This is a genomic window from Saccharopolyspora pogona (genome assembly GCF_014697215.1).
Classification (GTDB): Bacteria; Actinomycetota; Actinomycetes; order Mycobacteriales; family Pseudonocardiaceae; genus Saccharopolyspora; species Saccharopolyspora hattusasensis.
Genome location: NZ_CP031142.1, coordinates 5,504,016 through 5,521,309, shown reverse-complemented (window position 1 = coordinate 5,521,309; position 17,294 = coordinate 5,504,016). Strand labels below are relative to the sequence as shown.

At 70.1% G+C, this 17,294-nt stretch carries 20 protein-coding genes; 11 read left to right on the top strand and 9 right to left on the bottom strand.

What is annotated here, in order from left to right; all coding sequences use genetic code 11:
• Positions 1-114: 114 nt before the first annotated feature.
• From DL519_RS25515 to DL519_RS25500, 4 genes are all read right to left on the bottom strand, one after another.
• Positions 115-552, bottom strand: coding sequence for an LppA family lipoprotein (locus DL519_RS25515; protein WP_190818514.1), 438 nt, complete (start codon positions 550-552; stop codon positions 115-117).
• 364 nt (positions 553-916) lie between these two features.
• A complete protein-coding gene (locus DL519_RS25510; protein WP_190818512.1) occupies positions 917-1,447 on the bottom strand; it encodes an LppA family lipoprotein in 531 nt (176 codons plus the stop codon).
• Positions 1,444-3,216 (bottom strand): alpha/beta hydrolase, encoded by a 1,773-nt coding sequence (locus DL519_RS25505; RefSeq protein WP_190818510.1) that lies wholly within the window; start codon positions 3,214-3,216, stop codon positions 1,444-1,446. The genes DL519_RS25510 and DL519_RS25505 overlap by 4 nt, the downstream gene beginning before the upstream one ends.
• Positions 3,217-3,226: 10 nt before the next feature.
• Entirely contained in the window at positions 3,227-3,532 is a 306-nt protein-coding gene (locus DL519_RS25500) for a hypothetical protein (protein WP_190818508.1), read from the bottom strand.
• 205 nt (positions 3,533-3,737) lie between these two features.
• Between DL519_RS25500 and dapE the strand changes: the two genes are divergently transcribed.
• Positions 3,738-4,814 (top strand): succinyl-diaminopimelate desuccinylase, encoded by a 1,077-nt coding sequence (gene dapE / locus DL519_RS25495; RefSeq protein WP_190818506.1) that lies wholly within the window; start codon positions 3,738-3,740, stop codon positions 4,812-4,814.
• Between the two features lie 57 nt (positions 4,815-4,871).
• On the opposite strand, the gene DL519_RS25490 is transcribed toward dapE, so the two are convergent.
• On the bottom strand, positions 4,872-5,855 hold the full coding sequence (locus tag DL519_RS25490; RefSeq protein ID WP_190818504.1) for a slipin family protein: 984 nt from the start codon (positions 5,853-5,855) through the stop codon (positions 4,872-4,874).
• Positions 5,856-6,078: 223 nt separating this feature from the next.
• Between DL519_RS25490 and DL519_RS25485 the strand changes: the two genes are divergently transcribed.
• The 3 genes from DL519_RS25485 (at position 6,079) to folP (ending at position 8,610) form a co-directional block, all read left to right on the top strand.
• Positions 6,079-6,864 carry an LOG family protein gene (locus tag DL519_RS25485; RefSeq protein ID WP_190824218.1) on the top strand — a complete coding sequence of 262 codons (786 nt, stop codon included), beginning with the start codon at positions 6,079-6,081 and terminating at the stop codon, positions 6,862-6,864.
• On the top strand, positions 6,861-7,445 hold the full coding sequence (locus DL519_RS25480; RefSeq protein WP_190818502.1) for an LOG family protein: 585 nt from the start codon (positions 6,861-6,863) through the stop codon (positions 7,443-7,445). The genes DL519_RS25485 and DL519_RS25480 overlap by 4 nt, the downstream gene beginning before the upstream one ends.
• 325 nt (positions 7,446-7,770) lie before the next feature.
• The gene (gene folP / locus DL519_RS25475) at positions 7,771-8,610 is read left to right on the top strand and encodes a dihydropteroate synthase (protein ID WP_397545072.1); all 840 of its coding nucleotides are present in this window, start codon (positions 7,771-7,773) and stop codon (positions 8,608-8,610) included.
• A gap of 65 nt (positions 8,611-8,675) precedes the next feature.
• Here folP and DL519_RS25470 read toward each other — a convergent pair whose 3' ends face one another.
• A complete protein-coding gene (locus DL519_RS25470) occupies positions 8,676-9,011 on the bottom strand; it encodes a hypothetical protein (RefSeq protein ID WP_190818499.1) in 336 nt (111 codons plus the stop codon).
• 213 nt (positions 9,012-9,224) lie between these two features.
• On the opposite strand from DL519_RS25470, the gene DL519_RS25465 reads away from it, so the two are divergent.
• From DL519_RS25465 to DL519_RS25450, 4 genes are read left to right on the top strand one after another with little or no spacing between them, the layout of a single operon-like run.
• Complete coding sequence (locus DL519_RS25465) at positions 9,225-9,557, top strand: PadR family transcriptional regulator (RefSeq protein WP_190824217.1); 333 nt, start codon at positions 9,225-9,227, stop codon at positions 9,555-9,557.
• A gap of 43 nt (positions 9,558-9,600) precedes the next feature.
• Positions 9,601-9,951: a DivIVA domain-containing protein gene (locus DL519_RS25460; protein WP_010694133.1), complete on the top strand. Its 351-nt coding sequence runs from the start codon at positions 9,601-9,603 to the stop codon at positions 9,949-9,951.
• Positions 9,952-9,954: 3 nt separating this feature from the next.
• Positions 9,955-10,413 (top strand): SRPBCC family protein, encoded by a 459-nt coding sequence (locus DL519_RS25455; RefSeq protein ID WP_190818498.1) that lies wholly within the window; start codon positions 9,955-9,957, stop codon positions 10,411-10,413.
• The gene (locus DL519_RS25450) at positions 10,406-10,987 is read left to right on the top strand and encodes a DNA-3-methyladenine glycosylase I (protein WP_190818497.1); all 582 of its coding nucleotides are present in this window, start codon (positions 10,406-10,408) and stop codon (positions 10,985-10,987) included. Before DL519_RS25455 ends, DL519_RS25450 begins: the two co-directional genes overlap by 8 nt.
• A gap of 260 nt (positions 10,988-11,247) precedes the next feature.
• Here DL519_RS25450 and DL519_RS25445 read toward each other — a convergent pair whose 3' ends face one another.
• Positions 11,248-12,036, bottom strand: a complete 789-nt coding sequence (locus DL519_RS25445; protein ID WP_168586694.1) for an enoyl-CoA hydratase-related protein — start codon at positions 12,034-12,036, stop codon at positions 11,248-11,250.
• A gap of 403 nt (positions 12,037-12,439) precedes the next feature.
• On the opposite strand from DL519_RS25445, the gene DL519_RS25440 reads away from it, so the two are divergent.
• The gene (locus DL519_RS25440) at positions 12,440-12,607 is read left to right on the top strand and encodes a DUF3117 domain-containing protein (RefSeq protein ID WP_009949794.1); all 168 of its coding nucleotides are present in this window, start codon (positions 12,440-12,442) and stop codon (positions 12,605-12,607) included.
• A 349-nt stretch (positions 12,608-12,956) separates the two neighbouring features.
• Positions 12,957-14,537, top strand: a complete 1,581-nt coding sequence (locus tag DL519_RS25435; RefSeq protein WP_223839540.1) for a leucyl aminopeptidase — start codon at positions 12,957-12,959, stop codon at positions 14,535-14,537.
• Positions 14,538-14,632: 95 nt separating this feature from the next.
• Here the strand turns inward: DL519_RS25435 and DL519_RS25430 are convergent, their stop codons facing one another.
• Positions 14,633-15,586: a LysR family transcriptional regulator gene (locus DL519_RS25430; RefSeq protein WP_190818496.1), complete on the bottom strand. Its 954-nt coding sequence runs from the start codon at positions 15,584-15,586 to the stop codon at positions 14,633-14,635.
• 63 nt (positions 15,587-15,649) lie between these two features.
• Here DL519_RS25430 and DL519_RS25425 point away from each other — a divergent pair, with 63 nt between their 5' ends.
• Complete coding sequence (locus DL519_RS25425; protein WP_190818495.1) at positions 15,650-16,852, top strand: MFS transporter; 1,203 nt, start codon at positions 15,650-15,652, stop codon at positions 16,850-16,852.
• 34 nt (positions 16,853-16,886) lie between these two features.
• Here the strand turns inward: DL519_RS25425 and tatB are convergent, their stop codons facing one another.
• Complete coding sequence (tatB, locus tag DL519_RS25420; RefSeq protein ID WP_190818494.1) at positions 16,887-17,294, bottom strand: Sec-independent protein translocase protein TatB; 408 nt, start codon at positions 17,292-17,294, stop codon at positions 16,887-16,889.

The following is a 17,294-nucleotide window of genomic DNA, read 5'->3' as shown; positions in this document are numbered from 1 at the left end:
GGCCCTACCGGGAGGGCCGAAAGACCCGTGGTCCTGGACATACGTGAGTCGGGATCGGCGGAGCTCAGACTGCGTCTGTGGTTCCGCTACCTGAAAACGAGTGGAAACAGGCTTTCAGCCCTTCGCGGCGGCGAGCAGGTGACAGCCGGTGGTGATCATCAGCACCGTGTTTGCGGCGGTGCCGAACTGGTAAACCGCGCCGAACTGATCGTTGCCGATGATCTCGTGGTCGCCGCTGCGGTTGACGATGATCTCGGGCTCGCCGAAGCCGTACTCGATGGTGATCTCCTGGACGATCTCCACGGCCAGTGGCCAATCCGTGTCCGGGAGGTTGCCGGGCGCCCGCCACGACTCCAGTACCCGGCTCTCCGCGTCGAAGACGTCCGGGAACTCGGTGCAGCCGGCCCGGCTGACCGGGTCCGACACCGCCCACGACAGCGGCCCGACCTCGGTGTTGAGGCGGTCCAGCAGTCGCTGCTGCATCTGTTCGTAGCGCTCGCTGATCTCCTCGATGCTGGGGCGCTGGCGGAGCAGGCTGCGCGGGTCTTCCACGATTCCCCCGTCGGGTCCGGTGCTGGCGGCGGTCGCCTCAGGAGATGATGCCGGAGATCATGTCGCCGATGTCGTGGCCATTGTCCTTGACCGCCCGATCCGGCACTCCGGCCACCACTGCGCTCATGTTGTATTGGCTGGTGCTGCCGGGGTGAAGTAGCTGCCGCCCAACTCGTCCCGGCGCTTGCCGAGGGTGCGGAAACCCCCTCCAGCGCATCGGTTTTCCAACGCCGAACGTCGGCGAACGACACCATGAAGCGGCCTTGCCTTTCGAAGTGCTCGGTTGCCGCGGAGACGCGGGCCGTGAGTCCTTCGGGCTGCCGCAGCAACCCGAAGGACTCACGGCCGGCGGCCGCTACCAGCGTCAGCCCTTGGCGGACTGGAGCAGGTGACAGCCGGTGCGGAGGCTCAAGATCGTGTTCACCTTGGTGCCGAACTGCAGCTTCGCGCCGAACTCGTCCCGCATCTCGACCTTGTGGTCACCAGGCCGGTTCACCACGATCTCCAGCTCCTTGAAGCCGAACTCCTTGGTGACGTCGATGGCGATCTGCTGAGCCCGGTCCCACTGGCCGTCCGGGATGTTGCCCTCGTAGACCCAGGTGTCCAGGCTGTGCTCTTCGGCGCCGTCGACGTGCGAGAGCTCTTCGCCCTGGCAGGCAGCCTGACCGGGGTCGCCCTTGTTGATCCACGGCGCCGCGAGGCCGAGATCGGCGGACAGCCGATCCCGCAGCTTCTGCTGCATCTCCTCGTAGCGCGAGGTGATCTCTTCCATGGATGGTCGCTGCCGCAACATGCTGAGTGGGTCTGACACGTTTCCCCCGTCGGACGGTTCGGGCCCGCTCGCGCAGCCGGTGGCGAGCAGACCGCAGAGGACGAACAGGATGAGTTTTCTCATGAGAAGAAGTCCTTGATGCCGGATACCGTCTTCGCGCCCAGGTCCTTGGCGCCGGACACCGTCTTCTCGCCGAAGTCGTAGACCGCGGAGCCTGCTTCCTGGGCCTGGTGCGGCACGTAGGAGATCACATCGCCGACGCCGTCGGTCTTGCCCTCCACGGTGTTGTCCGGCAAGCCCGCGACCACTGAAGCCATGTTGTGCTGGCTGGTGGTGTCGGGATCCAGGTAATCGCTGTGGCCCTCGACGCCCTTGCCCTCGGCCGATTTCTCGGTGGACAGGTCCTTGAACCCATCCATGTGGGACGGGTCGCCGCCGAACCGGGCGAAGTCCGCGACCGGGTCGTCCTTGGCTTCCAGCCGGTAGGCGTGCCCCTCCGGGACGTGCAGGTCCTCGATGTCGTTGGTGCCGACGCCGGGGGAGCCGAAGATGATCGCGTCATCGACGCCGTGGCCGCCGCCCTGCAGGGCGTAGCCGGTGGTGGTGGAGCCGTAGGAGTGCCCGATCGCGGTCAGGTGCGGGTCGGTGTCGCGGGACTCGTTGATGCCTTTGTAGAAGTTGTTCAGCTTCTCCCCGCCTTCCTGCGCGGAGTTGGAGCTGACCACCGAATCGCCGAAAACGTCCGTGTCCTCGGACTTCTGCGGGGCCTCGTAGCCCAGCCAGGCCACCGCGGCGACGCTGTCGTCCTTGCCGTTCCGGTTGAGTTCGGCCTTCGATTCCTTGACCAGTTCCTGCATCTTCGAGTCGTAGTCGCCGAGGCTGCCCTGGACCGTCGTCGTGTAGCCGGGGGTGAACACCGAGACGTGGTCGGCGGTGTCCACATCGCCCACCGCCACGGCTGCCTTCATCCGCTCGCCGCTGCTGTCGAGCACCAGCAACTGGCGCGGCGGGTTCTCCTTGGCGATGGTCTTCTCGACCTCGTCGAGGGAGTTGAGCTTGTCGTTGACCTGCTGGAGCTTTTCCTTCTCGTCCTCGGAGACGCCGCCCTGCTCCAGCCGCGCCTTCTCCGCCTGCAGGTCGCCGCGCATGTCGTCGATCCGGCCGCGGTTGGCCTCGTTGCGGACCTCCGCGGGGAGGCCGTCGCGGTTGCCCAGCCATTCGGGCGGGTTCTCGCGCAGCGCCGCGCGCTGCTCGTCGGACAGCGACTTCCACCACTCCGCCGCGGCCTTCGGCGAGTCGTCCTTCGGTTTCCCGGCGGACTCCGCGAGGGCCTTGATGTCGTCGGTGTTCGCGGCGTCGGCCAGGGAATTGCCCTTGCCGGGCGTGATCTCGTCCTTCTCCGCCGAGGTCAGCGCCTTGGCGAGTTCGGCGTCGGTGCGTTCGGCCTCGTCGAGGATCTTCTCGATCGTCTCGACCAGCTTGTCGCGGACCTGGATCCGCTGCTGCTTGACCTGCTCCAGCTGGTCTTCCGGCACGTCCTGCGGCGGCTTGACGTCCTTGACGCCGCCCTCTTCAGTGATCTCGAAGCCGTTGGCCTGTGCCTCGTGGTCGGCCTGCTGGATCTGCTGCTTGATCCTGGCGACGTCGTCGGCCGCCGCGGCGACCGCGACCCGCACGGTGGCGACCTCGGCCACCAGCGAGCGCATGTCCGACATCAGCTTCTCGTGCTGCTTGGCCGAGCCGTCGGCGGCTTTTCCGGTCCAGCCCTCGGGGTTCTTGGCGCCGTCCAGCTCGTCCTGCAGGTTGATCAGGTCGTCGCGGCGCTTGCCGAGGTCGTTGTGGACGGCGTCGAGGCCCTCCGGTTTCCAGCGACGCACATCGGCGAAGGACACCTCTCGCTGCCTACCTTCCGGCCGGTGCTTCGAGGCGGCCTATGCCGGCCGCGCTGGACTCGTCGGTGTTCTGGTAATCGTCGGCGGTCGCGTTCAGCGAATCGCCGTGCTGGATGGCGGCCTCGCTCCAGGACTTGATCGCCTTCTCCCAGCTCTGCGCGACCTGTTTCGCCGCGCCCTCGGACTTGCCGCCGGGCATCGCCTCGGCGATGTCCTCGGTCGGGGGTCCGAGCTTGACCTGTCCGGCCTGCTCGCCGGCCGATTTCGCGCTCGCCCCAGCCTCCCTGAGCGCGTCGGGATTTGCGGTGTAATCCATGCCCACCTCCAGCGGCGGCTGCCTAGCGTGATGATCAGGCGTTGGACGGTGGTTGCGCGGATCCGGTTCCCATCCGTTCCCGACTCCCGGCGAACTCCGTTTCTGCTGGTCAGGTCCCGTGAGTGCTTCCCGGTGCGGTAGCGCCCAGAAGCGCTCACGGGCCGCTACCAGCGGAAACGGAGCCCTCCCGGGTAGCCTCCGGGGCGTGACTGCGTCGTTCGATATCACCGCTGACCCCGTCGAGCTCACCGCCGAGCTGGTGGACATCCCCAGCGTTTCCGGCGGGGAGAAAGCCATCGCCGATGCGGTGGAGCAGGCGTTGCGCGCCCAAGCGCCGCACCTCGAAGTGGTGCGCAACGGCGACGCGGTGCTGGCGCGGACGAACCTCGGCCGGGACTCGCGGGTGGTGCTGGCCGGACACCTGGACACCGTGCCGATCAACGACAACCTCCCGCTGCGGCGCACCGGGTCGGGTGCCGACGAGGTACTGCACGGCTGCGGCACGGTCGACATGAAGGGCGGCGACGCGGTCATGCTGCACCTCGCCGCGACCCTAACCGAACCGCGCCACGACCTGACTTTCGTGTTCTACGACTGCGAGGAAGTGGAAGCCGAGCGCAACGGCCTGAACCGCATCGAGCGGGAGCTGCCGGACTGGCTGGCCGGCGACCTCGCGGTGGTGTGCGAGCCGTCGAACGCCGCGATCGAGGCGGGCTGCCAGGGCACCATGCGGGTGGAGGTCCGCACCACGGGCACCCGCGCACACACGGCTCGCGCGTGGATGGGGGTCAACGCGATCCATGCGGCGCACCCGGTGCTGCAGCGGCTGGTCGACTACACGCCGCGCAACCCGGTGATCGACGGCCTGCAATTCCGGGAAGGCCTGCAGGCGGTGCGGATCGACGGCGGTGTCGCGGGGAACGTGGTGCCGGACGAGTGCGTGGTGTCGGTCAACCACCGGTTCGCCCCGGACAAGTCGCTGGCCGAAGCCGAAGCGCACCTGCGCGAGGTCTTCGACGGCTTCGAGGTCGCGGTGGTCGACGGGGCCCCGGGCGCGCTGCCCGGCCTGACCGCCCCGGCGGCGGCGCAGCTGGTCGAGGCCTCCGGCGCGCAGCCGGTCGCGAAGCTCGGCTGGACGGACGTGGCCCGCTTCGCGGCCCGCGGCCTCCCGGCGGTGAACTTCGGCCCGGGCTCGCCGACCCTGGCCCACACCAAGCAGGAGCACGTGGCGACGGCGGAGATCCGCCACTGCGCCGAGGTCCTCCACCGCTTCCTCTCGTGATGCTGAGGGCGCCCGTGACCAATTCACGGGTGCCCCCACTCCGCTCAATGCGCGGGATCAGGCGATGCCGAGCATCGACTCCTCGCCGCTCCCCGCGCTTTCCGAGCGCTCCGCCGGCTTCGCCGTGCTCGCGCTCCGGCCGTCGGTTTCCTCGCGTTGCTGCGGCAGCTCCGCTGCCTCCGGGCCCGCTGCGGGCAGCTCCGCCACCTCCCGCTCCGCGTCGGTAAGCTCCACCGGCTGCTCCGCGGGCTCCTTGCTCGGGGCTGCGCCTCCGCTCGTCGCGGTGCCGACGTGCTTCGCGGTGTCGACGAACTGCAGGAGCTCGACCGGGAAGGGCAGCACCAGCGTGGAGTTCTTCTCCGCGGCCACTTCGACGACCGTCTCCAGCAGGCGCAGTTGGAGCGCGGCCGGGGTGTCGGCCATGACGTGCGCCGCGTCGGCGAGCCTGCGGGATGCCTGGAATTCGCCGTCCGCCGCGATGACTCGCGAACGCCTTTCGCGTTCCGCTTCGGCCTGGCGGGCGATCGAGCGCTTCATGGACTCCGGCAGCGAGACGTCCTTGATCTCCACCCGGTCGATGTGCACGCCCCAGCCCAGCGCCGGGTTGTCGATCATCAGCTCCAGGCCCTGGTTGAGCCGTTCGCGGTTGGACAGCAGGTCGTCCAGGTCGCTCTTGCCGATGATCGAGCGCAGCGAAGTCTGCGCGACCTGGCCGACGGCGAACAGGTAGTCCTCGACGTTGACGATCGCGCGTGCCGGGTCCTCGACCTTGAAGTACACGACCGCGTCCACCCGGACGGTCACGTTGTCGCGGGTGATGCCCTCCTGGGCCGGCACCGGCATGGTGACGATCTGCAGGTTGACCTTCCGCATCCGGTCCATCACCGGGACGATCGTCGTCAGTCCTGGTCCGCGGGTGAGCTCCTGAAGGCGGCCGAAGCGGAACACCACGCCGCGCTCGTACTGCTTGATGACCTTGACGCTGGCGGCTACGTAGATAACACCCAGGGCGATGATGAGGATCAGCAGTTCGATGAGCATGGCTGGCTCCCGGGCTCGATTCCGGTCGTGCCCGGCGACCCGCTCCGGCGCCTGCGTAGATCGAGGCGGATCTGCGTGGTGTGCGCGGCCGGCGTCGCCGGCGCCACTAGATCTTTTCTTCGTATCGTACGCCGCTGCACGCTCGTGTGAATCCCTCGTGAACAGGCATTTCTCGGGACGGGCAGGCGTTGGCCGCCGATCGCCCGTGCGTACTCTCGACCGCATGACAATCGAAGGCGTGTGGGGCGAGCCGAACGGCTCGGAACGCCCCCAGGAGAAGCAACGCGGACCCGTGGTGCTGCGCCGGGCGAGGTTGAGCGATCAGACCACCACCGACCAGCGGTTGCTGGACTCGCGCGGCCCGTCGGACTGGGTGCACACCGATCCGTGGCGGGTGATGCGTATCCAGTCCGAGTTCGTGGAGGGCTTCGGCGCGCTCGCCGAGGTGCCGCGCGCGGTGACCGTGTTCGGTTCGGCGCGGACCCCCCGGGAACACCCGGAGTACGCCGTCGGCGTCGAACTCGGCGCTGCGCTGGCCAGGATCGGTTGCGCGGTGATCACCGGCGGCGGACCGGGGGCGATGGAGGCCGTCAACCGCGGCGCGTCGGAGGCCGGCGGGCTGTCTATCGGGCTCGGCATCGAGCTGCCGTTCGAGCAGGGCCTCAACCCGTGGGTGGACCTCGGCGTCAACTTCCGCTACTTCTTCGTCCGCAAGACGATGTTCATCAAGTACGCGCAAGCCTTCGTCTGCCTGCCCGGCGGCTTCGGCACCATGGACGAGCTGTTCGAGTCGCTGACCCTGGTGCAGACGAAGAAGGTCACGAAGTTCCCGGTGGTGCTGTTCGGCAAGTCCTACTGGCAGGGCTTGTACGACTGGATCCGGGACAGCATGCACGGCGCGGGCAAGATCGGCGACAAGGATCTCGCGCTGCTGCACCTCACCGACGACATCGACGACGCGGTCGGCATCGTGCAGGAGGCATACGAGGCGTGGGAGGCCACTCATTGAGCAGCGCTGAACCCGAACTGGGGGAAATCGCCGGGGAGGCCACTGTGGACGTAGCGGTCTGCGTCTACTGCGCGTCGCGCCCGGTGCCGCAGCACCACCTGGACCTGGCCGCCGAGGTGGGCACCAAGATCGCCAAGCGCGGCTGGACGCTGGTCTCCGGCGGCGGCCGGGTGTCGATGATGGGGGAGGTTGCCCGGGCGACGCGGGCCGGTGGCGGCCGGACCGTCGGTGTCATCCCGCGCGCCCTGGTGGACCGCGAGGTCGCCGACACCGAGGCAGACGAGCTGCTGGTCGTGGACACGATGCGGGAGCGCAAGGGCCTGATGGACGCGCATTCGACGGCGTTCCTCGCGCTGCCCGGCGGCATCGGCACCTGCGAGGAGCTGTTCGAGATCTGGACAGCCCGCTACATCGGCATGCACGCCAAGCCGGTCGTGCTGCTGGACCCCGACGGGCACTACCGCGGGCTGATGGACTGGCTGCACGGCCTGGTGGACACCGGTTTCGCGACCCAGCACTCGCTGGACATGCTCACGGTGGCCACCAACGTCGACGAAGCCTTGGACGCCTGCGCCCCATGACCCTCCCGGACCAAAGCCAGGGGCGGCGCGGCGCACGGAACTGCTCGTGGGCGTCAGGCAAGCGGCGTTAGCCGCTTCTTCTTTCGCCATGTACGCAACTTGCGCCGCCGCGGCTTCTCAGCGGTGCCTTGCGGGGACACCCGCACCCCGAGCTTCTCGCGAGGACAGCCCCGATGCCGCGTATCGGTCATGCACGAGTCGGGTCGAGGCGGCCGCTGGTGTTCCGCTACCTGCACCGCTGCGCAATCCGATCCACATACCGCTCGGTCCTGGCCACGTGCCAGGATCTGCAGTTGTGCAGCCACTCCGGTTCCGCGACAAGGACATGCCCCAGGACCGACCGCTGGTGATGGCGATCGTCAACCGCACCCGCGACTCGTTCTTCGACCGGGGTCGCACCTTCGAGACTGACGCGGCCACCGCCGCCGTGGACCGGGCCGTCGCCGACGGCGCGGACATCGTCGACATCGGCGGGGTCCGCGCCGGGGCCCAGGGCGAGGTGGTGGACGCAGGCGAGGAGGTCCGGCGGGTGGCGCCGTTCGTCGCCGCGGTCCGGGAACGCCACCCGAACCTGGTGATCAGCGTCGACACCTGGCGCCACGACGTGGCCCGCCAGGTGTGCGAGGCGGGGGCGGATCTGCTCAACGACACTTGGGCGGGCGCCGACCCGAAGCTCGCCGAGGTGGCCGCCGAGTTCGGCGTCGGCGTCGTGTGCTCGCACACCGGCGGCCTGCCGCCGCGCACCGATCCGTACCGGCCCCGCTTCGCCGACGTGGTCGCCGAGGTGACCGCCGAACTCGTCGAGCGGGCCGAGCGGATGGTGCGCCTCGGAGTGCCCGCGCACGGCGTGCTGATCGACCCGACCCACGACTTCGGCAAGAACACCTGGCACGGCCTGGCGCTGCTGCGGCGGGTCGGCGAGCTGGTGGCGACCGGTTGGCCGGTGCTGATGGCGTTGTCGAACAAGGACTTCATCGGCGAGACCCTGGGCGCGGAGGTCACGGAGCGGCTGGAGGGCACGTTGGCGGCCACCGCGATCGCGGCCTGGGGCGGCGCCCGGGTCTTCCGCGCGCACCACGTGGTGGAAACCCGCCGAACGGTGGAGATGGTCGCGGCCATCGCTGGCACCCATCCGCCGGAACGGGTCCTGCGAGCCCTGGCCTGAGCCCCGCGCAGTTTCGATTGAAACTTTTCACCACCGGGTGCTGACCGCAGTTTCAATTGAAACCGTCAGAGGTGCCCGACGGACTGCTTCACGAGCTGGGTGAGGATCGCTACCGGCACGTCTGGTCGCACCTCGCTGAGCACCGGTGCCAGGCGCAGCCACCGGGACTGGACCCGCGGCGCGCTCGGGGGCGTTCGGGCCAGCTCCTCGACGAGCTCCTCCAGGCGCCACTGCGCCTCGTCGCGCTCCAAGGTCGCCTCCGGGTGCTGCTCGATCACGTCGATGAGCACCACGAGGTAGGAGCGCAGCTGGTCGAGAGCCTCCTGCCGCGGAGTGAAGGTCGTCGCGGCGTCGAGTCGCGAGGAACCCGTGGTCGCGGCCTGGGAACTGTCCTTGGGCACGGCAGACGACTCCTGATCACTGGCCCGGCACGTCCGACTCCGCAGTGTGACGGATCCCGGCGATGTCAACGGGTTCTCGGCTTTGCGCCACCCGAACGGTGCACTCTCCGGGGGTGTGATGGACATCATCGGGGGTCCGGATCGCGAAAGGACTTAGGTCCTCTTGTGCAAGGCCGGTGACAGTGGTCGCAAATGACCGTAGAGTCGCTACTTGTGAAGGCTGATGCGCTCCGCGGCCACTTGGACGCCCTGCTGCTGGCCACGCTCGACGGCAGGGCCATGCATGGTTACGCGATCATCGAGGCGCTGCAGGAACGCAGTGGCGGCGCCCTTGATCTCCCCACCGGGACCGTGTATCCGGCGCTGCGCAGATTGGAGCGCGCCGGGTACGTGCAGAGCACCTGGAGCACCGTCGGCGGCCGGCAGCGCCGCACCTACCGCTTGACCCAGACGGGTGTGCAGACGCTGCACGCCGAGCGCCGCGCGTGGCGCGAGTTCACGTCCGCCATCGAGGGCGTGCTGGAAGCGGCTCCCGCCAAGACGTGACCGTGGCCGCGGCGGTTCGCCGTCCGTGCCACGATTGACGACCGTGGCTAGTGCGCTCATCTACCTGTTCGTGGTGCTCGCGGTCGCTGCGGTGATCTACCTGCTGGCCTCGCTGGTCTTCGGACGCGGCGAGCAGCTCGCGCCGCTGCCGCCGGGCTCGACCCCGACCCGCCTGCCCCCAGCCGACGTCGAGGGCTCCGACGTGCGCGCGCTGCGCTTCCAGCAGGTCCTCCGCGGCTACAAGGCGTCGGAGGTGGACTGGGCGTTGGAGCGCCTCGCCGGGGAGCTCGACGAACTGCACGGCCGGATCGCGGTGCTGGAGCGGCAGCTCGACGCGGCCGACGAGCAGCTGCAGGAAGCCCGCGCCGGACGTCCCGACGAGCCGGAGGACTGACCGGTGCGCCCGGTCGAGCTGCGGTTGAGCGTGCCGGTCGAGGCGCCGCCCGAGGTCGTGTGGGCTGCGGCGACGGACTGGGCGCGGCAGGGCGAGTGGATGCTGGGCACCGAGGTGCACGCGCTCGGCGGCCCCGACGGGCCGGGGGCACAGCTGGTGGCGGTGACCGGGTACCGCGGGGCCGGCGTCGTGGACCGGATGGAGATCGTTGAATGGCGGCCGCCGGAGAGCTGCCGGGTGCGCCACCACGGGCAGCTGATCGTCGGGGACGGCGGGTTCGACGTGGTCCGCTGCGGGAACGAGGCATCGGAGTTCCTGTGGTGGGAACGGCTGACCCTGCCGCTCGGGGGCGCGCTGGTCTGGCCGGTGGTGCGACCGTTCTTCGTCTGGGGCATGCGCCGTTCGCTGAGCGCCTTCGCGGTGTTCTGCCGCGACTACGCGGGAGGTGGGGAGCGTGGCTGAGTCCGGTGCGGTCGTCGGCGCGGACGGCCGGGCGCGCTGTCCGTGGGGAGCGGGGCCCGCGGACTACACCGAGTACCACGACCGCGAGTGGGGAGTCCCGCTGCGGGGCGTTCCGGAGCTGTTCGAGCGGATCACCCTGGAGGCGTTCCAGTCCGGGCTTTCCTGGCTGACGATCCTGCGCAAGCGGGCGGCGTTCCGGCTGGCGTTCGCCGGGTTCGACCCGGAGCGGGTGGCGGCCTTCGGCGAAGCCGACCGGCAGCGGTTGCTGGCCGACGCGGGCATCGTCCGGAACCGGGCGAAGATCGACGCGGCGATCCGCAACGCCGGCGCGGTGCTCCGCCTGGACCGTTCGCTGGACGAGCTGCTCTGGTCGTTCGCCCCCGAACACCGCGAGCGGCGCCCGGCCACGGTCGGTGACATCCCGGCCACCACCCCGGAGTCGACGGCGATGGCGAAGGAGCTCAAGCGCCGCGGCTTCGCCTTCGTAGGCCCCACCACGTGCTATGCGCTGATGCAGGCCACGGGCATGGTCGACGACCACTTGGCCGACTGCTGGCGTGCGGACTGCAATTAGTGTCCGTGGTCTTTTTGCGTGGCGGTGCGGGTGGCGGAACCTCAGGGGCCTTCTCGCTGTGGGATCCCCGACATCATGAATGCCAATTCACCACGTCGGGGCTGTCCTCGCGAGAATACCCCTGAGAACCCGCGGCGGTGCCGGTTGCTTGAGTGGGCTAAGCGGCTGCGCCGCTTCAAAGACGAAGACAAAGCACCTTCGCCAACAGTTTTTAACCCACCCAAAGTACTCACGGGCCCTGGCCTGCGGAAATGGCTGGATCAGCGGCCGGTGAAGTGAGGGGTGCGCTTCTCGACGAAGGCCGCGACCGCCTCCCGGTGGTCGGCCGTCGCCCCGGCCTCCGCCTGCGCGCCAGCCTCCACCGCCAGCGCCTCGGCCAGGCCTTCGGCCGCCGCCGCCAGCATCGCCTCCTTGATGCGGGCGTAGGCGCTGGTCGGCCCGGCTGCCATCCGGGTGGCCAGCTCGGTGGCCGCCGCAACGGTTTCGCCGGCGTCGACGACCCGGTTCACCATGCCGATCCGCAGCGCGTCCTCGGCGGCCACCGGCTCGGCCAGCAGCAGCATCTCCATCGCCCGGCCGTAGCCGATCAACCGCGGCAGCGTCCAGGACGCGCCGGAGTCGGTGGACAGCCCGACGTTGGCGAAGGCCATCAGAAACTTCGCGTTCGTTGCGGCCACCCGCAGGTCGCACGCGTAGGCCAGCGATGCGCCCGCCCCGGCAGCCGTGCCGTTGACCGCGGCGATCACCGGCTTCGGCATGCTCGTCACGGCCCGGATGATCGGGTTGTAGTGCTCCTCGACCGTGTTCAGCGGCGCCGGGTCGCCGGAGTTCAGCAGCGCGACGTGCTCCTTGAGATCCTGCCCAGCGCAGAACGCCTTCCCCGCACCGGTGATCACCACCGCCCGTACCGAGTCGTCGGCGGCCGCCTCCCGCAGCGCGGCGATCAGCGCCTGCTTGAGGGCGACGTCGAGCGAGTTGAACGACTCCGGCCGGTTCAGCGTGAGCAGGCGCACACCATTGGTGTCCTGGGTCAGCAGTACGTCGGTCACTTCGCACTCCTTGCCTTGGGTCCGTTGTGGCGGGCGGCCGGACCGCTACTCGATGTTTCCAAAGTGGACGCCGCGGATCTCGCGAAGTCCCGAGTAGACAGTGTTCTGGCTGGTCGTCCGGGTTGTGATCGAGCGCCACCGGGACCGGCCGGCGACCACGGAGGGCCCGCCGATCCCGGTCCGCCGCGGGGCCGCTGCCGGGTCATCGGCGGTCGTGCCGGAACGCACCGAAACAGCCCGCACGGGCGGTGAGTCTGCCAGCCCTCACGGGCATTCGACCAGCGCACGGGCGACACGAGTTGATCGGCTCGGTTTCGTCCATGCCTCGGGATAGGGGAGAATGGGGAGGACCCGAGCTGGTTGTAGCGATCAGCGGGGGATGAGTTCACGGAGGGAGCACGCTATGGCGGCCATGAAGCCCCGGACCGGTGACGGTCCCCTCGAGGTGACTAAGGAGGGACGCGGCATCGTGATGCGCGTCCCGCTTGAGGGTGGTGGGCGGCTCGTCGTCGAGATGTCGGTCGAGGAGGCCAAGAACTTGGGCGACGCCCTGGAGTCGGCCACCGGCTGAGGCCGCCAGCTGGCGATCGGGGAAGCGCCGCGAGCCGGTGCACCCAGCGCCCGAGGCGACAACGCAATCAAGTCGACGGCGAGTGGCGAGCGTTCTTCGCCGCGGTCGGGCCCCGGTGCCGTGGTGGCGCCGGGGCCGTCGTCGGCAACAGGCAAGTCCTTGGACCGCCCCGTGATCACCCGGCATGCCGCCCCCGCGGCCCGGACCGGGTGCGCATCGTGCTCGGGCCTGCGAGAACGGTAGCTTCGGAGCTGTCGTTGAACCCGTTCTGCGGGCCGCCCAAGCCGCCCCGCCGTTTCAAGGACAGACAGTCGAGTGCGCGCGGCGAGCCGTGCAGGAAGGTCTTCTCGTGTCCGGTGCTTCAGTTTTCCGTTCCGCCCAGCCGGCCCGCGACGCGGACCCGGCACTGCCCGTGATCCCGACGTCACTGGTCGAAGTGGACGTCGTGCAGCGGTGGCAGGACGGCGTGCCCGGCGCGGTCCCCGTCTTCGACGGTGAGGCGGGGCCGGACCTGGCCGCCGCGGCCGAACCGTTCGATGTGGACATCGCGGTGCTGCAGGCCGTCAATGCGACGGCCGCCGCCGGTGACGTCCGCGCGCTTCCGCTGTCGGCGGGCGGCGTCGGCTGGGTCGTGGGCGTCGGCTCCGGGGAGCCCGTGAAGTGGCGCAGCGCCGGGGCGGCGCTGGCGCGCGCGTTGCGCGAGAGGCTGGGCGAGGCAGCGGAGTCCGAGGACGAGATCGGCGACTTCGGGGACGCCTCCGACGCGGACTACCTCCAGATCCGGCTGCCCGACAACGTCGACGGCGACGTGGTGTCGGCGCTGACGCTGGGGCTGGCGCTGGGCGGATACCGGTTCCGGGTAACCGCCAAACCGGCGCCGCCGCGCCTGCGGAAGATCTTGCTCGTGGCGCCAGAGGGTGCCGACCAGGCTGCGCTGGGCGAGCAGGTCCGGCGGACCCGCGAGCTGGCGGCAGCCACCGCGCTGGCCCGCGACCTCGCCAACGCGCCCTCGAACATCAAGGACCCGGCCTGGTTCACCGGGGTCGCCGCCGAACTGGCCGCCGACGTCGAGAACCTGACCGCCGCGGTGCGCGACGAGAAGTGGCTCGCCGACAACGGTTTCGGCGGGATCCTCGCGGTCGGCGGCGGCTCGTCGCGGCCGCCCAGGCTGCTGGAGCTGACCTACCGGCCCCAGGACGCCCGAGGCCCGCACCTGGTGCTGGTGGGCAAGGGCATCACCTTCGACACCGGCGGCATCTCGATCAAGCCCGCCGAGGGCATGCACCTGATGCGCACCGACATGTCCGGCGGCGCGGCGGTGATCAGCGCGCTGCTGACCATCGCGCGGCTGGGGTTGCCGGTCCGGGTGACCGGCCTGGTGCCGTCGGCGGAGAACCACGTGTCCGGCAGCGCCTACCGGCCCGGCGACGTCGTCCGGCACTACGGCGGCACCACCACGGAGGTCAGCAACACCGATGCCGAAGGCCGGATGGTGCTCGCCGACGCGATGGCCTATGCCGTGGACCGGCTCGAACCCGACCTGCTGGTGGACGTCGCGACGCTGACCGGGGCGATGAAGGTCGCCCTGGGGCTGCGCACCGGGGGGCTGTTCGCCACGGACGACGAGCTGGCCGACCGCATCCGCGAGGCCGGGGAGCGGGTCGGCGAGGCCTGGTGGCGGATGCCGCTGCTGGAGGACCACGCCGAGGACGTGAAGGGCCAGCTGGCCGACGTGAGGCAGACCCCGCCTGGGCCCGGCGGAATCACCGCTGCGCTGTTCCTGCGCGAGTTCACCGGTGGTCTGCGGTGGGCGCACCTGGACATCGCGGGCCCTGCCCGGGCCGACAAGGACTACGCCGAGGTGGTGTCGGGCGGGACCGGTTTCGCGGCCCGCAGCCTCGTCGAGCTGGCCGCGAACCTCTCGGAGTGACTCCGGCGAGTTGAGGCGCAATTTCAATGGAAATCGCGGGAACGTCGGCGTGTCGAACCACGACACGCCGACGACTGTGGACAACTTCTTCAATTTCAATGGAAATCGGATCTTCGATTTCCATTGAAATTGCGCCGGGCCAGGGTGAAGTCGCGGAACGTGCGGACCGCTGGGGGCAGAATTCGGCTTGCCGGCCAGGCGAGCCCGATCGTGCGGTGCGCCGGCGGATCCAGCGGCACCTCGACGGTGCCCGGTGCCGGGCCGTTGTCGCCCGGCGGCAGCAGCGCCACGCCGAGCCCGGCGGCGACCAAGCCCCGCACCGTGTCGACCTCTTCGCTCTCGAAGGCCAGCCGCGGCTCGAAGCCAGCGCGCTCGGCCAGGCCCGCGAAGATCTGCCGCAAGCCGTAGCCCGGGCGGGTCGCGACGAAGTCGTCCCCGGCGAGTTCGGCCAGCCGCAGCTTGCTCCGCCGGGCCAGCCGGTGCCGCGTGAACAGCACCGCGACCAGCGGTTCCTCCCACAGCGGTGCGGTTTCCCAGCGCGGATCGCGATCCGGTAGCGGCGAGATGAGGCAGAGGTCGACCTCGCCCGACCAGGCCCGCGCGAGCATGGCGTCCCGCGGACCCTGCACGAGCCCGAACCGCACCTGCGAGTGCTCGTCGCGGAAGCCGCGCAGCAGCGGCGGCACCAGGGTGCTGCCCATCGTGTGCTGGAACCCGAAGGTGACGTGCCCGCGATCGGGGTCGACCTCTTCGATCACGGCGCGGCAGCCCGCCTCCAGCCCGCGCATCGCGTCTTCGGCGGCCTCCGCGAGCAGGGCGCCGGCGCGGGTCAGGTGGATGCCGCGACCCTGCCGCACGATCACCGGGGTGCCGAGTCGCTCTCCCAGCTTCGCCAGCATGCGGCTGACCGTCGGCTGCGGGACGCCCAGGGACTCGGCCGCTCGTGTGAGATGGCCCTCGGTGGCGACCGCCCGCAGCAGGGCGAGCGCCGGGGCGAGATGGGCCGCGAGCTGCGGCGCGTCGTCCGGCACGGCTGATTGATTCATCATCGCATCAATGATGCTGCAAAGCTGAATTGGACGCATTAATTAGGCCTGCTTACGTTCGAGCTCGTGAACCCCGTCGATCCGGCCCGAATCCGCAAGATCCGCATCGCCCTGCTGCTCGGCGCACTGGCGATGTTCGCCCTGCTCTACGCGCCGCAACCGGTGCTTCCGCAGCTGGCCGACGTCTTCGCGCTCGACCCGGGCACGGCGGCCCTGCTGGTTTCGGCGAGCACGCTCGGGCTGGCGGTCGCGGCGATCCCGCTAGGCACGCTGTCGGAAGCGGTCGGCCGCCGCCGCACCATGATCGTGGCGCTGCTGATCGCCGAAGTCCTGGGCCTGCTGCTGCCATGGGTGCCGTTTTTCCCGGTGCTGGTGGCCGTCCGGCTGGTCCAGGGCGCGGCGATCGCGGGCCTGGCTGCGGTAGCGGTCGCCTACCTGGCCGACGAGACCGGCGGCCAGCACCTGGGCACGACGATGGGCCTCTACGTCGCGGGCACCACCATCGGCGGGATGTCCGGTCGGCTGTTGGGCGGAGTGGTCGGCGACTTCGCCGGCTGGCACGGCGGGATGTTCGCGGTGGCGCTGCTCGCCGGGGTGTGCACGGTGCTGTTCGTGGTGCTGCTCCCCGCCGAACGCAACCACCACCGGCAGCCGTTGCGCTGGCGACCGCTGCTCGGCGGGTTGCGCGCCGCGCTCAGCGACCCGGTGCTCTACGTGCCGTACCTGGTCGCTGCGCTCGGCATGGGCACCTTCGTCACCGTCTACAACGTGCTCGGCTTCCGCCTCACCGCTCCGCCGCTGCTAGTGCCTCCGGCGCTCGCTGCGCTCGCGTTCCTCTCCTATGCGGCCGGAACGGTCACCTCGACGATCGCCGGTCGCGCCGCGGATCGCTGGGGACGCACGCAGGCGCTGTTCACCAGCTTGGCGGTGACTGCGGTGGGATTGCTGCTGATGCTCGCCGGCAACCTGCTCGTGATCGTGGTGGGCCTCGTCGTGTTCACCGGCGGGTTCTTCGCCGCGCACTCGGTGGCCAGCGGCTGGGTCGGGGCGCGGGCATCGGTGTCGGCCCGGGGCCAGGCGTCCGCGCTGTACCAGTTCGCCTACTACGGCGGCAGCAGCGTGGGAGGCGTGGCGGGCGGCGCCGCCTACGGCGCGTGGGGCTGGTCCGGCATGACGGTCTTGCTGTGCTGCTGGCTGGCGGTGGCCGCGCTCGCCGTCGGCCTCGCGGTTCCCGCGCGCAGGCGCGTCGCCGTCGCGCAGGCTTCGTGACGCCACGATCGGCGAAACGCGAAGGGCTGCCCGGTCAGGTCGCGTCGGAGTCGTACGGGGGGCGCTCGCCTGGGGCGAGCGGGCGCTGCTCGGGCTTCGGCGGGTCCGCCGGCTTCGGCTGGTAGCCGTTGCCGTTCGTGCTGCCGTTGGTGTTGGTGATGCCGTCGAGCGGGTTCTCCCCGTCGAAGAGGTGCTTGGTCACCGCCGTGCGCGGGTTGAAGTTGCGGATGCCGCGCAGGTCCTCCAGCGGCTTGCGCAGCTCGTCGAACTCCGGGCCGAGCTCGGACTTGATCTGCTCGCGTGCGCCGGTCGCGTACTCCTTGACCTGGCGAACCGTCTTGCCCAGCCACGCTGCGCCCTGCGGCAGGCGCTCCGGGCCGAGGATGAACAGCCCGACCACGACGAGAACCAGGAGTTCGGGCCAGCCGATGCTATCGAACAC